This is a genomic window from Vibrio sp. Vb1980 (assembly GCF_033338615.1).
GTDB classification, from domain to species: Bacteria; Pseudomonadota; Gammaproteobacteria; order Enterobacterales; family Vibrionaceae; genus Vibrio; species Vibrio alginolyticus.
This window is the reverse complement of record NZ_JAWOSZ010000002.1, coordinates 114,881-132,756: the sequence shown is the minus strand read 5'-3', so window position 1 is coordinate 132,756 and position 17,876 is coordinate 114,881. Positions and strand designations below refer to the sequence as shown.

Here is a 17,876-nt window from a genome sequence, read left to right as displayed (position 1 = left end):
GCTTTTTAACCGCCTCGACTGACCGACACCGCTTTACCAAACCCGCCTCGAGACATCGCCCTGCCAATGGTGCCGCCACCACGTTTATTAAGGCTATTCGTCGCAACTTTGGTCGGCTGATTTCGGTAGGAGCCAAAGAATTGTCCTGCTCCATTATAGAATTTGGATTTATAACGGTACATCGGCTCTGAGTAATAGCTCTTGTTATAACCTTTCAACCCGCTTAATGAGCGACTGTAAAAAAAACCGCCAAAGTTAGGTACATAAGCTCGGGAACTGGAACTGTAGTAACAATCATCCTCGTAGAAATCATTCTCGCATTCGAACTCGCTGCGGTAGCGAGGGGCATTTTGTTCGGCACGAGCTAAAGCTTCTTGGTATGCAATGTCACACTGTTCACTAAACTCAGGCGAGTTAGATTTACACTCATCAGCATCAGAAAAAATGTACCCTTCTGTTTTTGACTCGTACGTAGCAAAGAAGAAAATACCACCAAAGGCAGCAAAGGGAAGAATTTTCCCAAGCTTTAAGCTTTTGTCCATGGAAGAACGTTTAACGTTAGAACTCCGCTTCATCGTTCCTCCTAGTAGGTCATGCACGCGGCATTCAATACGCCAACCGAAACAGAAACTGCTGCTAATACAATACCGGCTGGCAGTTCATCTTTTTCGATACGCTCTGCCACTTTCGGAAGTAAAATAAAGCGTACAATTGCAAATGCAATAATTTGAGCAAGCATTGCAACAACGCCCCATACCATAAAATCGACGATATTGACTGAGTTTTTTGCCGCCCCCGAAATCGCGAGACAGTAACCAAGGAAGGCCCCACTTAGCGCAATCGCTGCTGCTGTATTTTGTTTTTCTTTGATCAGATGCCACTCATCGTATGGCGTCAACTTGACGTAGATGAACTTAAACGCCAATACAAAAATAATAGAAACAGAGAAATAGAGTAAAAAGTTTGGGAAGCCTGCTAACAGGCCAGCAATCATGTGCATTATTGTTCCTTGTTCATTTCTTTCCAGGCAAAATCTTCAATACGTTCATCTGCAATGTAAAACAGCTTGGTACTCGCGGGTACTTCAGCATCTAAATCTGGGTTGAGTTGAATACCATCGCCAATATCAAAAGCAATCAGCGTGGCATGATGGCGTCTTTTGAGAAAAACGAAGAGATTCTCAATAGTGGTGGCAGACTGACCCTCGGGATAAATAACTGAGTATTGCGTCATACCTCGTGTTGAAGCCAAAAGCTCCTGATGAAGCGCACTTGAGCCCGGGTCAACCGCCGCTTTTGCCAACATTTCTGCGCCAACAGCAGGTATGCATTCCGCTTTCGGGCAATGCTGACTTAGAAGTCGGCCTAGCGCTTCATCTTTAAAGTAAGCGACCAAATGAGCGGAAGGGTTTACAGATGCGCAGTATAGAGCGGCTGACAAGGTAATGTCGTCCGAGAGATTATCCACAATAATGCAAGCGGCTTCGGCAATATTGGCGTTTTTCATTTCTTGCGAATCGGTATAACTGGTCACTTTGATAAAACTGATTTCGCCAGGTAACGGGTTCTCTATTTCTGAACGGCTGCATAAAACAATCGGACGCTTTCCCTCTTCTTCATGTTGTAACATGCGAATAAGGTGCATCGTTCTCGATCCATTCCAGCCCAACAATACAATATGGTTTTCCACTCTTACTCTCCGTTTTCCTAAAATACCCGCTCGCCAATAGTCCATCGCTGCTCCAGCGACACGCCCCAATAATGCGGCGAATAAGCTCAAACCGCCGGGGATTACAAATAGCACGACAACCCATTTACCCAAATCTGTTACTGGAGAATGGTCGCCATAACCCACCGTACTCGCCGTAACCATGAGGTAATAGATAAAGTTAGCGAAACTGTCTGTTAATGCGGTTTCACCAGCGAGAACCAGCAGCCACCATGAAAGGCTCACATATAAGCCACTAAAGATGAGAAGGCTTCGGTTGCTCAATTTAAAAAGGTGTGAACTAAGCCACTTTTTAACTACTAACCACACCGCCATAAATTTATGACCTCGATATTCATTGATTGCATCAATAGTAACTCATTGATAGTAAGACACAAAAAAACCAGCCATATTCGGCTGGTTTTTGAGATTTACTTTCAGTTACGCCTACTTTTTAAGCATTACCTTTCACTTGCATATTTAGCTGCTCAGCAAAATCTAGCATGCGGTTAAGTGGTATAAGGGATTTAACACGCAGTTCTTCGTCAACAAAAATCTCGTGCTCTTTACCACCTTCACTAAGCGCTTTCTCAATTGCTTTCAAACCGTTCATTGCCATCCAAGGACAGTGTGCACAGCTGCGGCATGTTGCGCCTGCACCTGCGGTTGGTGCTTCGATAAGTTCTTTTTCTGGCACTAGTTGCTGCATTTTAAAGAAAATACCTTTGTCTGTCGCAACGATCATTTGTTTGTGAGGAAGCTCTTTCGCTGCTTTGATCAGCTGACTCGTTGATCCAACGGCATCGGCAAGTTCTACGACGCTTGCTGGTGACTCAGGGTGAACCAAAATAGCCGCATCTGGATACACGCTCTTCATTTTTCGTAACGCATCAGCAGAGAACTCATCATGAACCACACACTCACCCTGCCAAAGCAGCATATCTGCGCCAGTTTTGTTAGCGATGTACGATCCTAGGTGACGGTCTGGTCCCCAAATAATTGGCTTATCTTCAGCGTCTAAGTGTTCCACGATTTCAAGCGCAATACTCGATGTAACGACCCAGTCGGCACGGGCTTTAACCGCTGCTGAGGTGTTTGCGTAAACTACAACCGTATGATCAGGGTGAGCATCACAAAACTCGCTGAACTTATCCGCAGGACAGCCAAGGTCGAGCGAACATTCCGCTTCCAACGTTGGCATTAGAATGCGCTTTTCTGGTGTCAGAATTTTGGCCGACTCGCCCATAAAGCGAACACCACCAATAATCAATGTACTTGCAGGGTGACGATTACCAAACTTCGCCATTTCCAACGAGTCACCAACAAACCCGCCAGTGTCTTCAGCTAGGGCTTGAATCTCAGGGTCGGTATAATAGTGCGCGATAAGTACCGCATCTTTTTCTTTGAGTAACTTTTTAATACGCTCAATGTAAGATGCTTTTTCTTCTTCGCTTAATGGAACTGGTTTCGGTGGGAATGGGTAAACAGTGTCGATTTTATCTAATATATGGCTCATTGCTCTTGCTCTACGCAACTTCCTTTAATCCGAGTATTGTAACCTCGTTAATTTTCAAAAACCAACTTGTCGCGGGGATTTCTAGCGGTCTAGCCGTATATCTTTGTTACAGGTAGCATTTCCGAGTAGCGAAATTCGGTGCAACACAAGGTCAGAGGCTCTGCATCATTGCTATCGACTTAGCCGTTCTGCACCAACAGAAAATGGAAAAGAAAAAGGAAGCCGAAGCTTCCTTTTCAAAACATAACGTCTTACAGCTTAGAGCTGGCAAGTTTTGCAGATGCACTACCTGGGTATTCATCAACCACTTGTTGGTAGTACTTTTTCGCTTGAGCTGCATTGTTATTACGCTCAGCGATTTCGCCTAACTTAAGCAACGCATCGGCTCGCTTATTGGAGTCTTTGTAAGACACCACAGCGGCAAAACTTTTCACTGCATCCTCATCCTGCTTTTTAGCGAAGTACAACTGACCTAGCCAGTAGTGAGAATTCGCTGAATATGTAGAATCAGGATAATCTTTCTGAAACTGCTGGAACGCTGCAATTGCGCCAGTGTAATCACGCTTTTTGAGAATGAGGTCAACTGCATTCTGATATGCCGTTTGCTCATCAACATTTGGAGTGTACTGGCCACCTGTTTTCACAGGTTGTGCTTCTTGTGCAGGTGTGGATTTTATCTCTCCACGAACACGATCCAGCTCGACAAACAACTCACGTTGACGTTGCAACATTTGTTTCATTTCGTAGCTATTTCGCTCTAATTGACCACGCAATTCACTGATCTCTTGTGACATTTGGTCAATTTGCTGTTGCATTTGGAGCTGAACGCGATTGCGGTTTTGGAGCAAACGTTCTAGACGCTCTACTTCCGTTTCAGATGAACGGCTCTTAGAGACGGATGATGTGCTGTTGAGATCGGATACTGGAGCTGGTGCAGCGAACGCAAAGTTCGCTGCACTTGCCAGTAACGTAAGCGCAACAGCGCGCTTAGTGTTACTGAACATGAGGATTACCTCGAATTAGTATACTAGAACCGCGCGACGGTTCTTAGCGTAAACTTCATCTGATTGACCTAGAAGAAGTGGCTTCTCTTCACCGTAGCTAACGATTGAGATTTGGTCAGCTTGAACACCTAGTGCTTGTAGGTAGTTCGCTACTGCTTGTGCACGACGCTCACCTAGAGCAATGTTGTACTCAGGTGTACCGCGCTCATCAGCGTGACCTTCGATAGTTACGTTAAGTGCTGGGTTCTTGCTTAGGTAAGAAGCGTGAGCCGCTAGCATCTCTTCGTAATCTGCTGCAATTGTTGAGTTGTCAAAAGCAAAGTAGATTGTTTGAGTTTCACGTAGCGCTTGCTCTTTTAGCTCTTGCTCTGTCAACTGACCGCTTTGATCAATTGGCGTAGCTACTGTTGTTTCCACTGCGCCATTGTTGTTTGTTGCTGCACCAGTGTTAGAAGCAGCGTCGTCGCTTGAACTACACGCTGTAACAGCCATTACAGGAAGCGCGATTAGTAGCCCTTTTAGAACCTTGTTCAGTTGCATCTTATTTTCCTTTATTAATCAAACTTATTACTACAAAAACGGTGACCATGCAGGCGCTCGAACACGCCCATTTGTTGCCGGTAATCTAGCTTTGAATCGACCATCAATTGACACCATCGATAGTACGTTTTTCTTGTTGTAAATCGAGCTATACACAACCATGCCACCGTTTGGGGCAATACTAGGAGACTCATCAAGCAAGGTCTTAGTTAAGACTTGAAGAGCACCAGTTTCCAAATCTTGTTTCGCCAAATTAAATCCTGCGTTGCTGCGGTTCACCATAACTAGGAATCGCCCATCAGGAGTAATCTGACCACCCAAATTTTGGCTGCCTTGCCAAGTCAAACGGTCAATAGAACCGCTGCCCAAATTTACTTGATAAATCTGTGGTTTACCACCCCTATCCGATGTGAAAATCAACGATTTTCCATCCGGATGCCAGAACGGTTCCGTATTATTTGATCTGCCACGCGTAATTTGCGTCAGTTTACGAGTGTTAAGGTCAAACGTATAAACATGAAGCGAGCCTGTTTTAGAAAGAACAATCGCTAACTTATTGCCATCAGGCGAAAATCTTGGTGCACCATTGTGACGTGGGTATGAAGTAATTTTCTCACGTTCACCGGTGTAGATGTTCATTATGAAGATTTCTGCTTGGCCATTTTGGAAGCTAACATACGCAAGCTTTTTACCATCTGGTGACCACGCTGGTGACATTAATGGTTGCTTAGAGCGTAAAACCAGACGCTCATTGTAGCCATCGTAATCAGCGACTCGAAGTTGGTAAGGGAAACGGTCTTTATCGTTCACTACCACATATGCGATACGAGTCATGAAAGCGCCACGGTCGCCAGTCAACTGCTCATACACCAAATCAGAGATACGGTGAGCGTACTCACGCATACGAGGCCCTTGAACAGTGGCTACTTTATTGAACAGCACATGATCTTTTGACAGAACCAATTCACCGTCACTACCAAGCGCCTTACTCTTCCCACCCGTTAACTGACCACGCACAATATCAACAAGTTGATAGTTGATAACGTAGTCACCTTGGTCGTTTTGCTTGATTGAACCAGTCAATAGCGCATCCACGCCTAAATTGGTCCAAGCATCAAAATTAACTTCTGATTCACTGAACGGTGTTTGTGGCATTTTGCTCGTTGGAACTGGGCTAAATTTACCACTACGTTGTAAATCCGAGGCGATAACAGCAGAAACATCCGTTGGAAGCGCTTGTGTGCCCTCCCACTTAAACGGAACAACAGCAATTGGTCGTGCTGAATCAATACCATCGGTAATGACCAACTCTAATGCGGCATTCGCCACATTTGTCATACTGCTAAACAGTACAAACATTCCTAGTAAAAGGCGTCTAATCACGTCTTATTCCTTTTAGTCCAAAGCAACAGTTATGTTGATGTCTTTTAGTCTTTCATTGACCGCTGATTCTGAAGATTTAGGGAACGTCCCTACCTGAGCTATTGCTCGCTTCGCCGCAGCACATACTCGAGCATCACCACTCAAAACGGTAACACCAGAGACCATCATATCAGTTCCTGTCGGAATCAATTTGATGTTTACCCTACACTCCTTTCCCAGCAAGTAGTCATCCTTAATCAGCTTTTTCTGAATATTTTGAGTATAGATGGATGACATACGAGAAAGTTCGTCGTCAATAAATTGATTGCGCGCAGCACTGTTTTTACTGACCTCATCCTCGAGACCCGCAAAAATATCATCTAACGCGGCTTCTTGAGCTTTACGCTCACGCTCGGCACGCTCAGCTGCTTCTCTCGCTTTACGCTCTCGCTCCGCTGCCTCTTTTGCCGCTTTCTCTTTTGCGATGCGCTCTTGTTCAGCTTTTTCAGCTGCTTCACGCTCACGACGTGCTTTTTCTTCCGCTTCTTTTGCTGCTTTTTCACGAGCTAAACGTTCTTGCTCAGCTTTTGCGATAGCCGCTTCTTTTGCTAAACGCTCCTGCTCAGCTTTACGCACGGCTTCTTCTTTTTCCTTGCGCTCTTTTTCTAGCTTAGCAGCTCGCTCTTTTTCTTTGCGAACACGTTCTTCTTCCTGCTTGCGCTCTTGCTCTTTTTTCTTACGCGCAGCTTCTGCTTCTCGTGCCGCTTGAGCATCTTTCGCTTGCTGCTCTTTCAACTTGCGAATTTGCTCTTCTTCAGCTTTGCGGTTTTTTTCTAGCTGCTCTGCTTCGCGTCTCAGTTTATCAAGACGCTCTTGTTCTTTTTTCGCTGCCTTTTCGCGTTGCTGGCGAATTTCTTTCGCTTGTTGCTGCACAAGTTTTGGATCGATGACAACAGCTTGAACCATTTGCCCTGTAGGCTCTGGTTTAGACATATTGAAGTCCGTCCCCCAAAGCAGGGCTGCAACTAGAATTGCATGCAAACCAACCGATATTGCTATCGGTTTGGTGTATTGGTTGGGTTTCTTCTTGTGATCTTTCATAGATAATTGATGTCTATTCCCTGATATCGGTCATTAGACCTACCTTAGGGATACCAGCTCGACTTAGTTCATCCAGCAATAGAACAACATCGGCATATGGTGTTGCCGCGTCGCCACCTACCGCAACTGGTGAATCCGGCTTAACCTCTCGCTCCGCTTTCACTCGCACAATAACATCTTGCAACGACAAACCTCGCTGAACTTCTTCATCATTGACGCTTAGGCCTAAATTACCCTCGCTATCAATTTCGATGATAATAAAGCTACTGTCAGTCTCGCCAGCAAGGTCTTGCATAGATTCTGCAGTCGATGTTTTCGGAAGATCAACGTCGACGCCTTGAGTCACAAATGGAGCGGTCGCCATAAAAATGATCAACAGTACGAGCATTACGTCGATATACGGAACAACGTTGATCTCCGCTGTCATTTTTCGCTTTTTAGGTTGATAACCCGCCATGCTTTATTCCTTATCCGCGCTGTCTCGGCCAGCCATCGCTTGACGATGAAGGATGCTGTGGAATTCTTCAGAAAATGTTGCGTAAGTGTGCTCTAGTTTACTCACTTTATTGCTTAGGCGGTTGTACGCCATTACTGCCGGAATAGCCGCAAATAGACCCATCGCTGTCGCGATAAGTGCCTCGGCGATACCCGGTGCAACCATAGACAACGTAGCTTGCTTTACTTCACCCAGCGCAATAAAGGCGTGCATGATGCCCCAAACGGTACCAAATAGGCCGATATAAGGGCTTATAGAACCGACTGTTGCCAAAAACGGTAAGCTTGTTTCTAGCTCATCAACTTCACGAGAAACAGCAACGCGCATTGCGCGGCCAGTGCCTTCCATGATGTAAGCTGGTGAATTTGCGTTGCTCTTACGTAGGCGAGCAAACTCTGTAAAACCTGCGTAGAAGATTTCTTCTGTGCCTTCAATTTCGTCTTTACGCGCTTTTACTTTTTGGTAAAGCTGAGAAAGATCAGTACCCGACCAAAATTTGTCTTCAAACTGCTCTGCATTTTTTGACGCTTGAGAAAGCACTTTGCTGCGCTTGATGATCATTGCCCATGACACAATTGACATGCCAAGCAACGTCAGCATCACAAGCTTTACCAACAGACTGGCCTGAAGAAAGAGATCTAAAATGGAAATATCAGCAGTCACTATTTGTTAGCTCCGAATTTATAAAGGTTGGAATAGCTATTGGTTTCATTTTCTTATTATCGATACATGCTACCTTAACCGAGGCCTTGCACAATATCTTGCCTTGATCATTGACCAACTCTTGACAGAATTGCAGAGAAGCACGTTTTATTTCTGACACTCGGGTTACGACTGTCAGATGCTCGTCCAGCCTAGCCCCTTGGTTGAAATCGATATCCATGTGTCGGACAACAAAGCCGATATTTTGTTCCAGTAACACATGTTGAGAAATGCCTTTAGCACGTAACATCTCTGTCCGTGCGCGCTCAAAGAATTTTAGATAATTAGAATGATATACAACACCGCCCGCATCAGTGTCTTCATAGTACACGGTGATCGGCCAGTGAAAGAGATTTGATGTGCCTTGCAAGGGAGTACCAATATATTCAATTCTTTAAAGTAATTACTATAACTGAAGCGACAGCAATTGGTACCGAGCTAAGGAAATATTTTTGAAATTTGTAGAAAAAATAAAAGCTAGGCGAGATACCTAGCTTTTATTCGATAATTTAGTAACCGACTTTATTACAGCATATTTCAGCCTAAATGAAATAAAGTGCCGTTAGATAAATTAAGATAGCTAACGAGAAATAAGGACTAAACAAAACTTGCCAGTACCAGTTTCTTGGCTTGAAGCCCACCCCATACACCATGCTTGAACATACAGACCAAATCAGTGCTGGTGCGATGATTGAGTTAAAACCACCAATTGCTTGATGGTAAGCTTCAGGGTCCCACATCACCAATCCTACGTGCATAAAGCCAAGGATGAGAGATAAGACTCGTAGCAGAGTCTTATCCATTGGTGCGTGAAGTTTCGCTACCTTATCAGCGAGGTTACTCACTGTCTTTATCCATCATTTCTGAGTGCTCTAGCCAAAGAGCGTTGATGATACCGAATGCACAAGCAAGTAGTACACCTAGAATCCATGCGAAATACCACATAGTAAATGCTCCTTAGTAAAGTGAGTTTTTGTTGTCTTCAATGTACTGGTCATCAAGGCGACCAAACATCTTGTAGTAAGTCCAAGATGTGTAACCAAGGATGATTGGCACCATAACAAACGCAACGCCTGTCATTAGGTTCAGAGTCAGCTCAGATGACGTTGCATCCCACATTGTTAAGCTGTGGCTTGGCATTAAGTCTGAAGGCATGATGAATGGGAACATCGCAAAACCTGCAGTAAAGATAACACCAGCAACACCCAAGCTTGAAGTAATGAACGAAATCGCACATTTTTCAAGACGAGATGCCAATACAGCGAGAAGCGGCATTGCAACACCTAATACAGGAGCAGCCCATAGTAGTGGGTAGTTTTCAAAGTTCTTCATCCACGCACCAGCTTCACGGATAACCTCTTTGTTTAGAGGGTTAGAAGCAGCGTTAGTGTCGATACCGCCAACAATGACGTAGCCATCGATATTTTGGATCCAGAAACCAGCCGCTACAAACGCAGCAACCGTCAGTAAACCAGCCAACTGAGCAACGTTGCGCGCACGCACATGCACTTCGCCTGTTGTTTTCATTTGTAGCCAAGTAGAACCTTGCATCAAAATCATGAACAAGCTTACTAGACCACACAACAGTGCAAATGGGTTTAGTAGACCAAAGAATGAGCCATGGTATGTTGGCATCAAGAACTCACTCAATTGGAATGGTACACCTTGTAGAAGGTTACCAAACGCTACACCAAAGATGATTGGCGGAACAAAACCACTGATTGAGATACAGATATCCCAGGTATTGCGCCATTTTGGATCTTCGATTTTAGAGCGGTAGTCTAGGCCCAGAGGACGAAGCCATAGCGCTGCTAGTGTCAAAATCATCGCTAAGTAGAAGCCTGAAAATGACGTTGCGTAAACCAAAGGCCAAGCAGCGAACAGTGCACCACCAGCAGTGATAAGCCAAACTTGGTTACCATCCCAGTGAGGAGCAATTGAGTTAATCATGACACGGCGTTGCGTGTCGTTTTTACCGATGATAGGTACAAGCGCGCCTACACCCATATCGAAGCCGTCTGTTACTGCAAAACCAACTAGTAGAACACCGATTAGTACCCACCAGATGAGTCGCAAGATTTCGTAATCAAACATCTTGTTATCTCCTTACCTTACGCTTCTACTTGGCGACTAACTTTGTCTTCAACAGAGTCAGCATTTTGCTCGAAGTGGTAGCGACCCGTTTTCAGGCTACTTGGGCCTTTACGAGCGAATTTCAACATTAGGTAAACTTCTGCAATCAGGAATACCGTGTATAGCGCCAGAATTGCGAAGAGTGAAGTCCAGATTTCACCTGCAGTTAGTGCAGAAGCTGCAACATGCACTGGTAAAATTTCACCTACAGCCCAAGGTTGACGGCCGTACTCAGCGACGAACCAACCCGCTTCAATTGCAATCCAAGGTAGTGGAATGCTAAATAGTGCAGCTTTTAGAATCCATTGTTTCTGTTCAATCTTCTGACGACACGTTTGGATAAACGCCGCACCAAAGACAAACAACATGATGAAGCCACAAGCAACCATGATACGGAATGACCAGAATAGCGGCCATACTGTTGGGATTGAGTCGTCCGCAGCAGCTTGGATTTGCTCTTCTGTTGCATCAACAACATTGTCTGTGTAGCGTTTTAGAAGTAGACCGTAACCTAGGTCACCTTTCACTTCATCAAACGCAGTCATGTTTTCTTCTGACTTGTCGCCCGCACGAAGCTTCTCTAGAAGTTCATAAGCGTACATGCCGTCACGAATACGATCGACGTGTTCATCACGTAAATCACGAAGACCTGTTACTTGCTCATCAAAAGAGCGTGTCGCGATAATACCCATTACGTAAGGGATCTTAATTGCGTAATCGGTATGCATCGTTTCCTGGTTAGGAACACCAAATAACGTAAATGCGGCAGGTGCAGGTTCAGTGTGCCACTCTGCTTCAATTGCAGCGAGTTTCACTTTTTGAACTTCACCAAGCTCGTAGCCAGATTCGTCACCAAGAACGATGGTAGATAAGATAGCTGCAATACCGAAAGAAGCAGCAATAGCAAACGAACGACGAGCAAACGCAATGTCACGACCTTTTAATAGGTAGTATGAACTGATGCCTAGAATAAACATTGCGCCACAAGTGTAACCAGAAGCAACCGTATGCACGAACTTAACCTGAGCAACTGGGTTTAGTACAACCTCAGAGAAGCTCACCATTTCCATTCGCATGGTTTCGAAGTTGAAATCTGCGCCTACTGGGTTTTGCATCCAGCCGTTTGCGATAAGAATCCAAAGAGCAGAGAAGTTAGAGCCTAGTGCCACAAGCCAGGTAACCGCTAAGTGTTGGCGTTTAGATAGACGATCCCACCCGAAGAAGAATAGACCAACAAAAGTTGACTCCAGGAAGAATGCGACAAGTGCTTCGATCGCTAGCGGTGCACCGAAGATATCACCTACATAGTGGGAGTAGTAAGACCAGTTCGTACCAAACTGGAACTCCATGGTAAGGCCTGTCGCCACACCAAGTGCAAAGTTAATACCGAATAGCTTACCCCAGAACTTGGTCATGTCCTTATAGATTTGCTTGTTCGTCATTACGTACATCGATTCCATAATGGCCAGAAGGAAGGCCATACCAAGGGTCAATGGTACGAATAGGAAGTGATACATCGCTGTCAGTGCAAACTGCAACCGCGATAGATCAACTACGTCAATCATGGTAACTCCTATGTGTCGGCTGAATGACACTCTCTACATATTGCAATCCATATTCAGGTGTTATTTACACTTGAAAAATGTTGAATTATCACAACTCATTGTTGCAAAAATGTGCTTCATTGGTTAGTTAATTGTTAAGCATCAGCTAATATAGCTGGGGCTAATATTACTTGTAAAAACAGATTGTTTCAAAAGGTTTATAGCCGTAACGCGCTTTGATATACATCAATGTTTATGCGCGGAATTTGCACAAAAATCCATCACATTGATCTAGATCAACCAGTATTGGATACGGATGTTAAGAGAGAGTAATCAGGAGAGAAATTAACCAGTTGCAAGCAAACATCGAGTTAACAATCAATGCTTTTTACTTACTAAACCAGTATGAGAAAAAATTCAAAAAATGTGAGTTTGGTCAACTTTAATGAAGCGCTGGGCAACAAAGGCCCAGCGAGGGAATCTTATTTTTCAATTCCGAAATGCAAATACGCACGATCTGTCGCGATTCTTCCACGCGGAGTGCGTTGTAAATAACCTTGCTGAATAAGATAAGGCTCAAGAACGTCTTCAATAGTGTCCTTTTCTTCACCTATCGCCGCTGCCATGTTGTCGAGCCCGACCGGACCACCACCAAATTTTTCCATAATCGCGAGTAGTAGCTTACGGTCCATGTAATCGAAGCCTTCGGCGTCCACATCAAGCATATTCAACGCCTTATCGGCAACATCGGCACAAATGTGACCATTGCCTTTTACTTCCGCATAATCACGAACACGGCGTAGCAAACGGTTAGCAATACGTGGTGTGCCACGCGCACGTCTTGCCACTTCCAATGCACCTTCAGGTTCCATTGATAAACCTAAACAATCCGCGCTTCGCTGCACGATATCTTGGAGGTCTTTTATCTTATAAAACTCAAGGCGCTGAGTAATACCAAAGCGGTCGCGCAATGGTGACGTTAAAGAGCCCGCTCGGGTCGTCGCACCAATTAACGTAAACGGTGGTAAATCGATCTTAATAGAACGAGCGGCCGGACCTTCACCGATCATAATATCCAGTTGATAATCTTCCATCGCCGGATACAGCACCTCTTCAACCATCGGACTCAAGCGGTGAATCTCATCGATGAACAACACATCGTTTTCTTCAAGGTTGGTTAACAGCGCGGCCAAATCGCCTGCTTTCTCAAGTACAGGGCCTGAAGTAGTGCGAATGTTCACTTCCATTTCATTGGCAACGATATTCGCAAGTGTGGTTTTACCCAAACCTGGGGGACCAAAAATCAAAAGGTGATCAAGTGCTTCGCTACGTAACTGAGCAGCTTTAATGAAGATCTCCATTTGGTCACGGACATGGTCCTGACCTTGGTAATCCGCTAATTTTTTTGGCCGAATAGCACGATCAATGACATCTTCATCACGAAAGGCAGGGTTTTCTGGCGCGATTAAACGATCGGCTTCAATCATCTTTTTACCTTGAAAAATGGTTACCTGAGAGAATAATGCCGCTCGTTTAACAGCAAGTGGCATATTTCTATATCTCGTCATCCTGTACAGCGACGAAGGAGCGTGATACAGGATCTTCTATCCGAGCGATTTATGGTCAAATTGTTTCATTAACCGCTCAGCGTGCTGCTATTAGATTCCCAGTCTCGCCAGGCTCGCTGAAATGACACAAAAAAACATCGTTAAGCGATTGGCATTAACCTTAGAGAATGAGTTATCTTGAACAAATGTTCACTGTGCAACCAGCGTTACACCATTGATTTTAGAGCTTCACGGATCATTTGCTCACTGCTCATGTCCGGTTTAGCGATCTGAGATACCACTTTCGACGCTTGAGTCGGCTTGTAACCTAGAGCTAGAAGCGCACTGATTGCCTCTTCTTCCGCGTTGTTGGATGTCGCACTAGAATCCGCAGGAGCAGCATCCGTAAATGGTGTAAATAGATCGCCTGCGCCCCACCCTTTCAAGCGGTCTTTCATTTCAACAACCAATCGCTCTGCGGTTTTCTTGCCAACGCCTGGAAGCTTAACCAGCGTAGAAACGTCTTCATGTTCCACACAAGTAACAAATTGCGTTGCTGTCATACCAGAGAGAATACCAAGACCGAGTTTAGGACCAACGCCATTGGCTTTGATCACTTCACGGAAAAGTGCTCGTTCTTTTACCGTGTTGAAACCATATAGCAATTGCGCATCTTCACGGACAACAAAGTGAGTATAAATAATGGCTTCTTCGCCAACATTTGGCAGTTCGTAAAAACAGCTCATTGGCATCTGGACTTCATAGCCAATGCCATTAACTTCAATTAATACTTCAGGTGGTTGCTTTTCAATCAGTATGCCACGAAGACGTCCAATCACTATAAATACTCTTTGGAAATGAATTTGCGACAGGATAATAAAGAACTGGATAGACATCCAGTTAATTTTATCGATAGCGCCCTTTTCTGGCACTGGTTGCTTTGCCCGCTAAGGCAACGAGAGTCTTGTTAGTATTGGCATGACAAATCGCCACACCTAAAGCATCGGCCGCATCCGCTTGAGGCTTGGCGGGCAATTTAAGCATCTGCTGAACCATATGCTGAACTTGCGCTTTGTCCGCGCCACCAGTGCCTACGACAGCTTGCTTAATAAGACGAGCCGCGTATTCAAATACCGGCAACTCCGCATTCACCGCAGCAACAATTGCACTGCCACGAGCTTGGCCAAGTTTTAGCGCTGAATCCGCGTTTTTGGCCATAAACACTTGCTCGATCGCGAAAACGTCCGGTTGAAACTGGGTAATGATTTCCGTGACGCCTGCATAAATCTGTTTAAGCCGACCCGGAAGTTCTTTTTCTGAAGTACGAATGCAGCCACTACCAAGGTATTGCAAGTGGCGTCCATTTTGACGAATGACCCCATAGCCGGTAATGCGCGAACCTGGGTCAATGCCCAAAATAATTGACATGAATGTTCCTAAAAATGAGGCCTAATTCGGCCTCAGTCTTTTTATTATTACTTGCTAACTTCGGAGCAAATACCGCTCCCGACACCTTGAGTTTAATCTAGCGTAGCCGCAACGTCGTCAGAGATATCACCATTGTGATAAACCTCTTGAACGTCGTCCAGATCTTCCAAAGCGTCAATCAAACGAAGTAGTTTTGGCGCAGTATCCGCGTCCAAATCTGCTTTCGTAGATGGGATCAGCGACACCTCCGCGTTCTCTGCCTCAAACCCTGCGGCATCAAGAGCATCTTTTACGAGTCCAAAATCGCCTGGGGCCGTGTAGACATCAATCGAGCCATCTTCTGCCGTTTCAATGTCATCAGCACCACTTTCTAATGCTACTTCCATTACCGCATCCTCATCTAAACCTGGGCCATATGAAATCACGCCTTTCTTGTCGAAAAGATAGTTGACGCTACCATCCGTCCCCAGATTACCGCCTGACTTTGAGAATGCATGGCGCACGCCAGATACCGTACGATTTCGGTTATCCGTCATACATTCGACCATGACCGCCGTACCACCTGGACCATAACCTTCATAGATCACGGTTTCCATGTTGTCGTCGCCTTCACCACCAGCACCTCGGCTGACAGCGCGGTTGACAGTGTCACGTGTCATGTTGTTAGACAGTGCTTTATCAATTGCTGCTCGCAAACGTGGGTTATTTTCTGGCTCACCGCCCCCCTCTTTTGCCGCAACAACGATTTCACGAATTAATTTAGTAAAGATTTTGCCGCGCTTCGCATCTTGCGCTGCTTTACGGTGACGAATATTCGCCCATTTACTATGACCAGCCATAATTCACCTTTTAATGTATTTTGACGCTTAATAACAAAAACATGTTCTAAAAAGCGTTGCTTGGGAAATTGCTTTGGAAGTTTCTTGGGTTTATTTAAACAAAAACTCCCGCAGTTGCGGGAGTTTTCTTCAAATGTTGTGCGCTTATTCTGCGTCTTTTTCTTTCGCTGCAGTTACTGCGATTGCTAGCTCTTCTAGCGCTGCTGGGTTCGCAATACTTGGTGCGTCTGTTAGTAGACACGCCGCTGCTGTTGTTTTAGGGAACGCGATAACATCACGGATGTTCTCTGTGCCACATAGCAGCATTACTAGACGGTCTAGACCAAATGCAAGACCAGCATGTGGAGGCGTACCGAATTTCAGCGCATCAAGCAGGAAGCCGAACTTAAGCTGTTGCTCTTCAGGTGTGATACCTAGAATATCAAATACGGCTTCTTGCATATCTGCGTTGTGGATACGAACAGAGCCGCCGCCCACTTCGTAGCCATTTAGAACCATATCGTAAGCGTTAGAATTTGCCGCAGCAGGGTTTGCTTTTAGCTCTTCTGCAGTCACACCTAGAGGCGATGTGAATGGGTGGTGCATCGCGTGTAGGTTGCCTTCGTCATCTTCTTCGAACATTGGGAAGTCAACAACCCATAGTGGAGCCCATGCAGACTCATCCGTTAGCTCTAGGTCTTTACCTAGTTTCAAACGTAGCGCACCCATTGCTTCTGCAACGATACCCGCTTTATCAGCGCCAAATAGGATAATGTCACCAGATTCCGCTTGAGTACGATCTAGAATGCCGTTGATCACGTCTTCATTTAGGAACTTAGCGACTGGAGATTGGATACCTTCCATGCCCGCTGCACGGTCATTAACCTTCATCCAAGCTAGACCTTTCGCACCGTAGATGCCAACGAATTCACCGTAGCCATCAATTTGCTTACGAGTCAGAGAAGCGCCACCTGGAACGCGAATAACGGCAACGCGGCCTTTTTCATCGTTTGCTGGACCTGAGAATACTTTGAACTCAACGTCTTTCACTAGGTCAGCAACGTCTACTAGTTCCAGTGGGTTACGTAGGTCTGGCTTGTCAGAACCGAAACGACGAATCGCTTCGCTGAACGGCATTACTGGGAATTCACCTAGGTCAACGTTTAGTAGCTCTTGCCACATTTCACGAACCATTTTCTCAGTCGTTGCACGAACTTGGTCAGCCGTCATGAATGACGTTTCGATATCGATCTGAGTGAATTCTGGTTGACGGTCAGCACGCAAGTCTTCATCACGGAAACACTTAACGATTTGGTAGTAACGGTCAAAACCAGACATCATTAGAAGCTGTTTGAATAGCTGTGGAGACTGAGGAAGCGCGTAGAAGCTGCCTTTGTGAACACGGCTAGGTACTAGGTAGTCACGAGCGCCTTCTGGTGTCGCTTTTGTTAGTACTGGTGTTTCGATGTCTAGGAAGCCGTTGTCATCTAGGAAACGACGAACAAAGCTAGACGCTTTAGCACGTAGCTTGATGCGGTCGCTCATTTCTGGACGACGCAGGTCTAGGTAACGGTACTTCAGACGCTGCTCTTCAGAGTTCTTTTGGTTGAAGTCTAGAGGCAGAACATCAGAACGGTTGATGATTTCAAGACCTTTCGCAAGGATCTCAACTTCACCTGTTGCCATGTCTTTGTTTACTTGGCTTTCAGGACGAACGCGCACTTCACCCGTTAGTTTGATACAGAATTCATTACGAAGTGTGTTAGCCACTTCATACGCATCCGCCATATCTGGATCAACAACTACCTGAACGATACCTTCGCGATCTCGCATATCAATAAAAATAAGACCGCCTAAATCACGACGACGGTTAACCCAGCCGCAAAGTTCTACAGTTTGTCCTGCAAGGGACTTGTTCAGGTGACCACAGTAATGGGTACGCATAATGAAATTCCCAATCTCTCAAATGTTGTTAACT

Annotated in this window: 20 protein-coding genes; all 20 read right to left on the bottom strand. The window is 45.3% G+C overall.

The genetic code is table 11. From position 1 onward, the window contains the following. Positions 1 to 5: 5 nt before the first annotated feature. On the bottom strand, positions 6 to 575 hold the full coding sequence (locus R7F64_RS03830; RefSeq protein WP_025766906.1) for a DUF1190 domain-containing protein: 570 nt from the start codon (positions 573 to 575) through the stop codon (positions 6 to 8). 8 nt (positions 576 to 583) lie between these two features. Next, positions 584 to 1,000, bottom strand: coding sequence for a DUF350 domain-containing protein (locus tag R7F64_RS03825; RefSeq protein ID WP_005378281.1), 417 nt, complete (start codon positions 998 to 1,000; stop codon positions 584 to 586). Further along, positions 1,000 to 2,043 carry a potassium channel protein gene (locus R7F64_RS03820; RefSeq protein WP_017635053.1) on the bottom strand — a complete coding sequence of 348 codons (1,044 nt, stop codon included), beginning with the start codon at positions 2,041 to 2,043 and terminating at the stop codon, positions 1,000 to 1,002. The genes R7F64_RS03825 and R7F64_RS03820 overlap by 1 nt, the downstream gene beginning before the upstream one ends. Positions 2,044 to 2,161: 118 nt before the next feature. Further along, positions 2,162 to 3,223 carry a quinolinate synthase NadA gene (gene nadA, locus R7F64_RS03815; RefSeq protein WP_017635054.1) on the bottom strand — a complete coding sequence of 354 codons (1,062 nt, stop codon included), beginning with the start codon at positions 3,221 to 3,223 and terminating at the stop codon, positions 2,162 to 2,164. 251 nt (positions 3,224 to 3,474) lie between these two features. After that, positions 3,475 to 4,227, bottom strand: coding sequence for a tol-pal system protein YbgF (ybgF, locus tag R7F64_RS03810; protein WP_005378285.1), 753 nt, complete (start codon positions 4,225 to 4,227; stop codon positions 3,475 to 3,477). Positions 4,228 to 4,242: 15 nt separating this feature from the next. Further along, entirely contained in the window at positions 4,243 to 4,767 is a 525-nt protein-coding gene (gene pal, locus R7F64_RS03805) for a peptidoglycan-associated lipoprotein Pal (protein ID WP_005378293.1), read from the bottom strand. Between the two features lie 30 nt (positions 4,768 to 4,797). Next, complete coding sequence (tolB, locus tag R7F64_RS03800; RefSeq protein ID WP_005387925.1) at positions 4,798 to 6,150, bottom strand: Tol-Pal system beta propeller repeat protein TolB; 1,353 nt, start codon at positions 6,148 to 6,150, stop codon at positions 4,798 to 4,800. A gap of 12 nt (positions 6,151 to 6,162) precedes the next feature. Next, on the bottom strand, positions 6,163 to 7,230 hold the full coding sequence (gene tolA / locus R7F64_RS03795; protein ID WP_318071469.1) for a cell envelope integrity protein TolA: 1,068 nt from the start codon (positions 7,228 to 7,230) through the stop codon (positions 6,163 to 6,165). A 13-nt stretch (positions 7,231 to 7,243) separates the two neighbouring features. Then, positions 7,244 to 7,687 (bottom strand): ExbD/TolR family protein, encoded by a 444-nt coding sequence (locus R7F64_RS03790; RefSeq protein ID WP_005378298.1) that lies wholly within the window; start codon positions 7,685 to 7,687, stop codon positions 7,244 to 7,246. A 3-nt stretch (positions 7,688 to 7,690) separates the two neighbouring features. After that, on the bottom strand, positions 7,691 to 8,389 hold the full coding sequence (gene tolQ / locus R7F64_RS03785) for a protein TolQ (RefSeq protein ID WP_005378301.1): 699 nt from the start codon (positions 8,387 to 8,389) through the stop codon (positions 7,691 to 7,693). Continuing rightward, positions 8,379 to 8,798: a tol-pal system-associated acyl-CoA thioesterase gene (gene ybgC / locus R7F64_RS03780; RefSeq protein ID WP_017820044.1), complete on the bottom strand. Its 420-nt coding sequence runs from the start codon at positions 8,796 to 8,798 to the stop codon at positions 8,379 to 8,381. Before ybgC ends, tolQ begins: the two co-directional genes overlap by 11 nt. Before the next feature lie 172 nt (positions 8,799 to 8,970). Continuing rightward, positions 8,971 to 9,273 carry a cyd operon protein YbgE gene (gene ybgE, locus R7F64_RS03775; RefSeq protein ID WP_005378304.1) on the bottom strand — a complete coding sequence of 101 codons (303 nt, stop codon included), beginning with the start codon at positions 9,271 to 9,273 and terminating at the stop codon, positions 8,971 to 8,973. Beyond that, entirely contained in the window at positions 9,266 to 9,373 is a 108-nt protein-coding gene (gene cydX, locus R7F64_RS03770) for a cytochrome bd-I oxidase subunit CydX (protein ID WP_000270284.1), read from the bottom strand. Before cydX ends, ybgE begins: the two co-directional genes overlap by 8 nt. Positions 9,374 to 9,385: 12 nt before the next feature. Beyond that, on the bottom strand, positions 9,386 to 10,522 hold the full coding sequence (gene cydB, locus R7F64_RS03765) for a cytochrome d ubiquinol oxidase subunit II (protein WP_006742909.1): 1,137 nt from the start codon (positions 10,520 to 10,522) through the stop codon (positions 9,386 to 9,388). Between the two features lie 17 nt (positions 10,523 to 10,539). Beyond that, the gene (gene cydA / locus R7F64_RS03760) at positions 10,540 to 12,126 is read right to left on the bottom strand and encodes a cytochrome ubiquinol oxidase subunit I (RefSeq protein WP_005378311.1); all 1,587 of its coding nucleotides are present in this window, start codon (positions 12,124 to 12,126) and stop codon (positions 10,540 to 10,542) included. Between the two features lie 461 nt (positions 12,127 to 12,587). Next, positions 12,588 to 13,592 carry a Holliday junction branch migration DNA helicase RuvB gene (gene ruvB / locus R7F64_RS03755; protein ID WP_005378312.1) on the bottom strand — a complete coding sequence of 335 codons (1,005 nt, stop codon included), beginning with the start codon at positions 13,590 to 13,592 and terminating at the stop codon, positions 12,588 to 12,590. Between the two features lie 287 nt (positions 13,593 to 13,879). Then, positions 13,880 to 14,491: a Holliday junction branch migration protein RuvA gene (ruvA, locus tag R7F64_RS03750; protein ID WP_017820041.1), complete on the bottom strand. Its 612-nt coding sequence runs from the start codon at positions 14,489 to 14,491 to the stop codon at positions 13,880 to 13,882. Positions 14,492 to 14,558: 67 nt separating this feature from the next. Then, positions 14,559 to 15,080 (bottom strand): crossover junction endodeoxyribonuclease RuvC, encoded by a 522-nt coding sequence (ruvC, locus tag R7F64_RS03745; protein WP_005387909.1) that lies wholly within the window; start codon positions 15,078 to 15,080, stop codon positions 14,559 to 14,561. A gap of 92 nt (positions 15,081 to 15,172) precedes the next feature. Beyond that, positions 15,173 to 15,919: a YebC/PmpR family DNA-binding transcriptional regulator gene (locus R7F64_RS03740; protein WP_005378402.1), complete on the bottom strand. Its 747-nt coding sequence runs from the start codon at positions 15,917 to 15,919 to the stop codon at positions 15,173 to 15,175. A gap of 144 nt (positions 15,920 to 16,063) precedes the next feature. Beyond that, positions 16,064 to 17,842: an aspartate--tRNA ligase gene (gene aspS / locus R7F64_RS03735; protein WP_064353747.1), complete on the bottom strand. Its 1,779-nt coding sequence runs from the start codon at positions 17,840 to 17,842 to the stop codon at positions 16,064 to 16,066. Positions 17,843 to 17,876 lie beyond the last annotated feature (34 nt).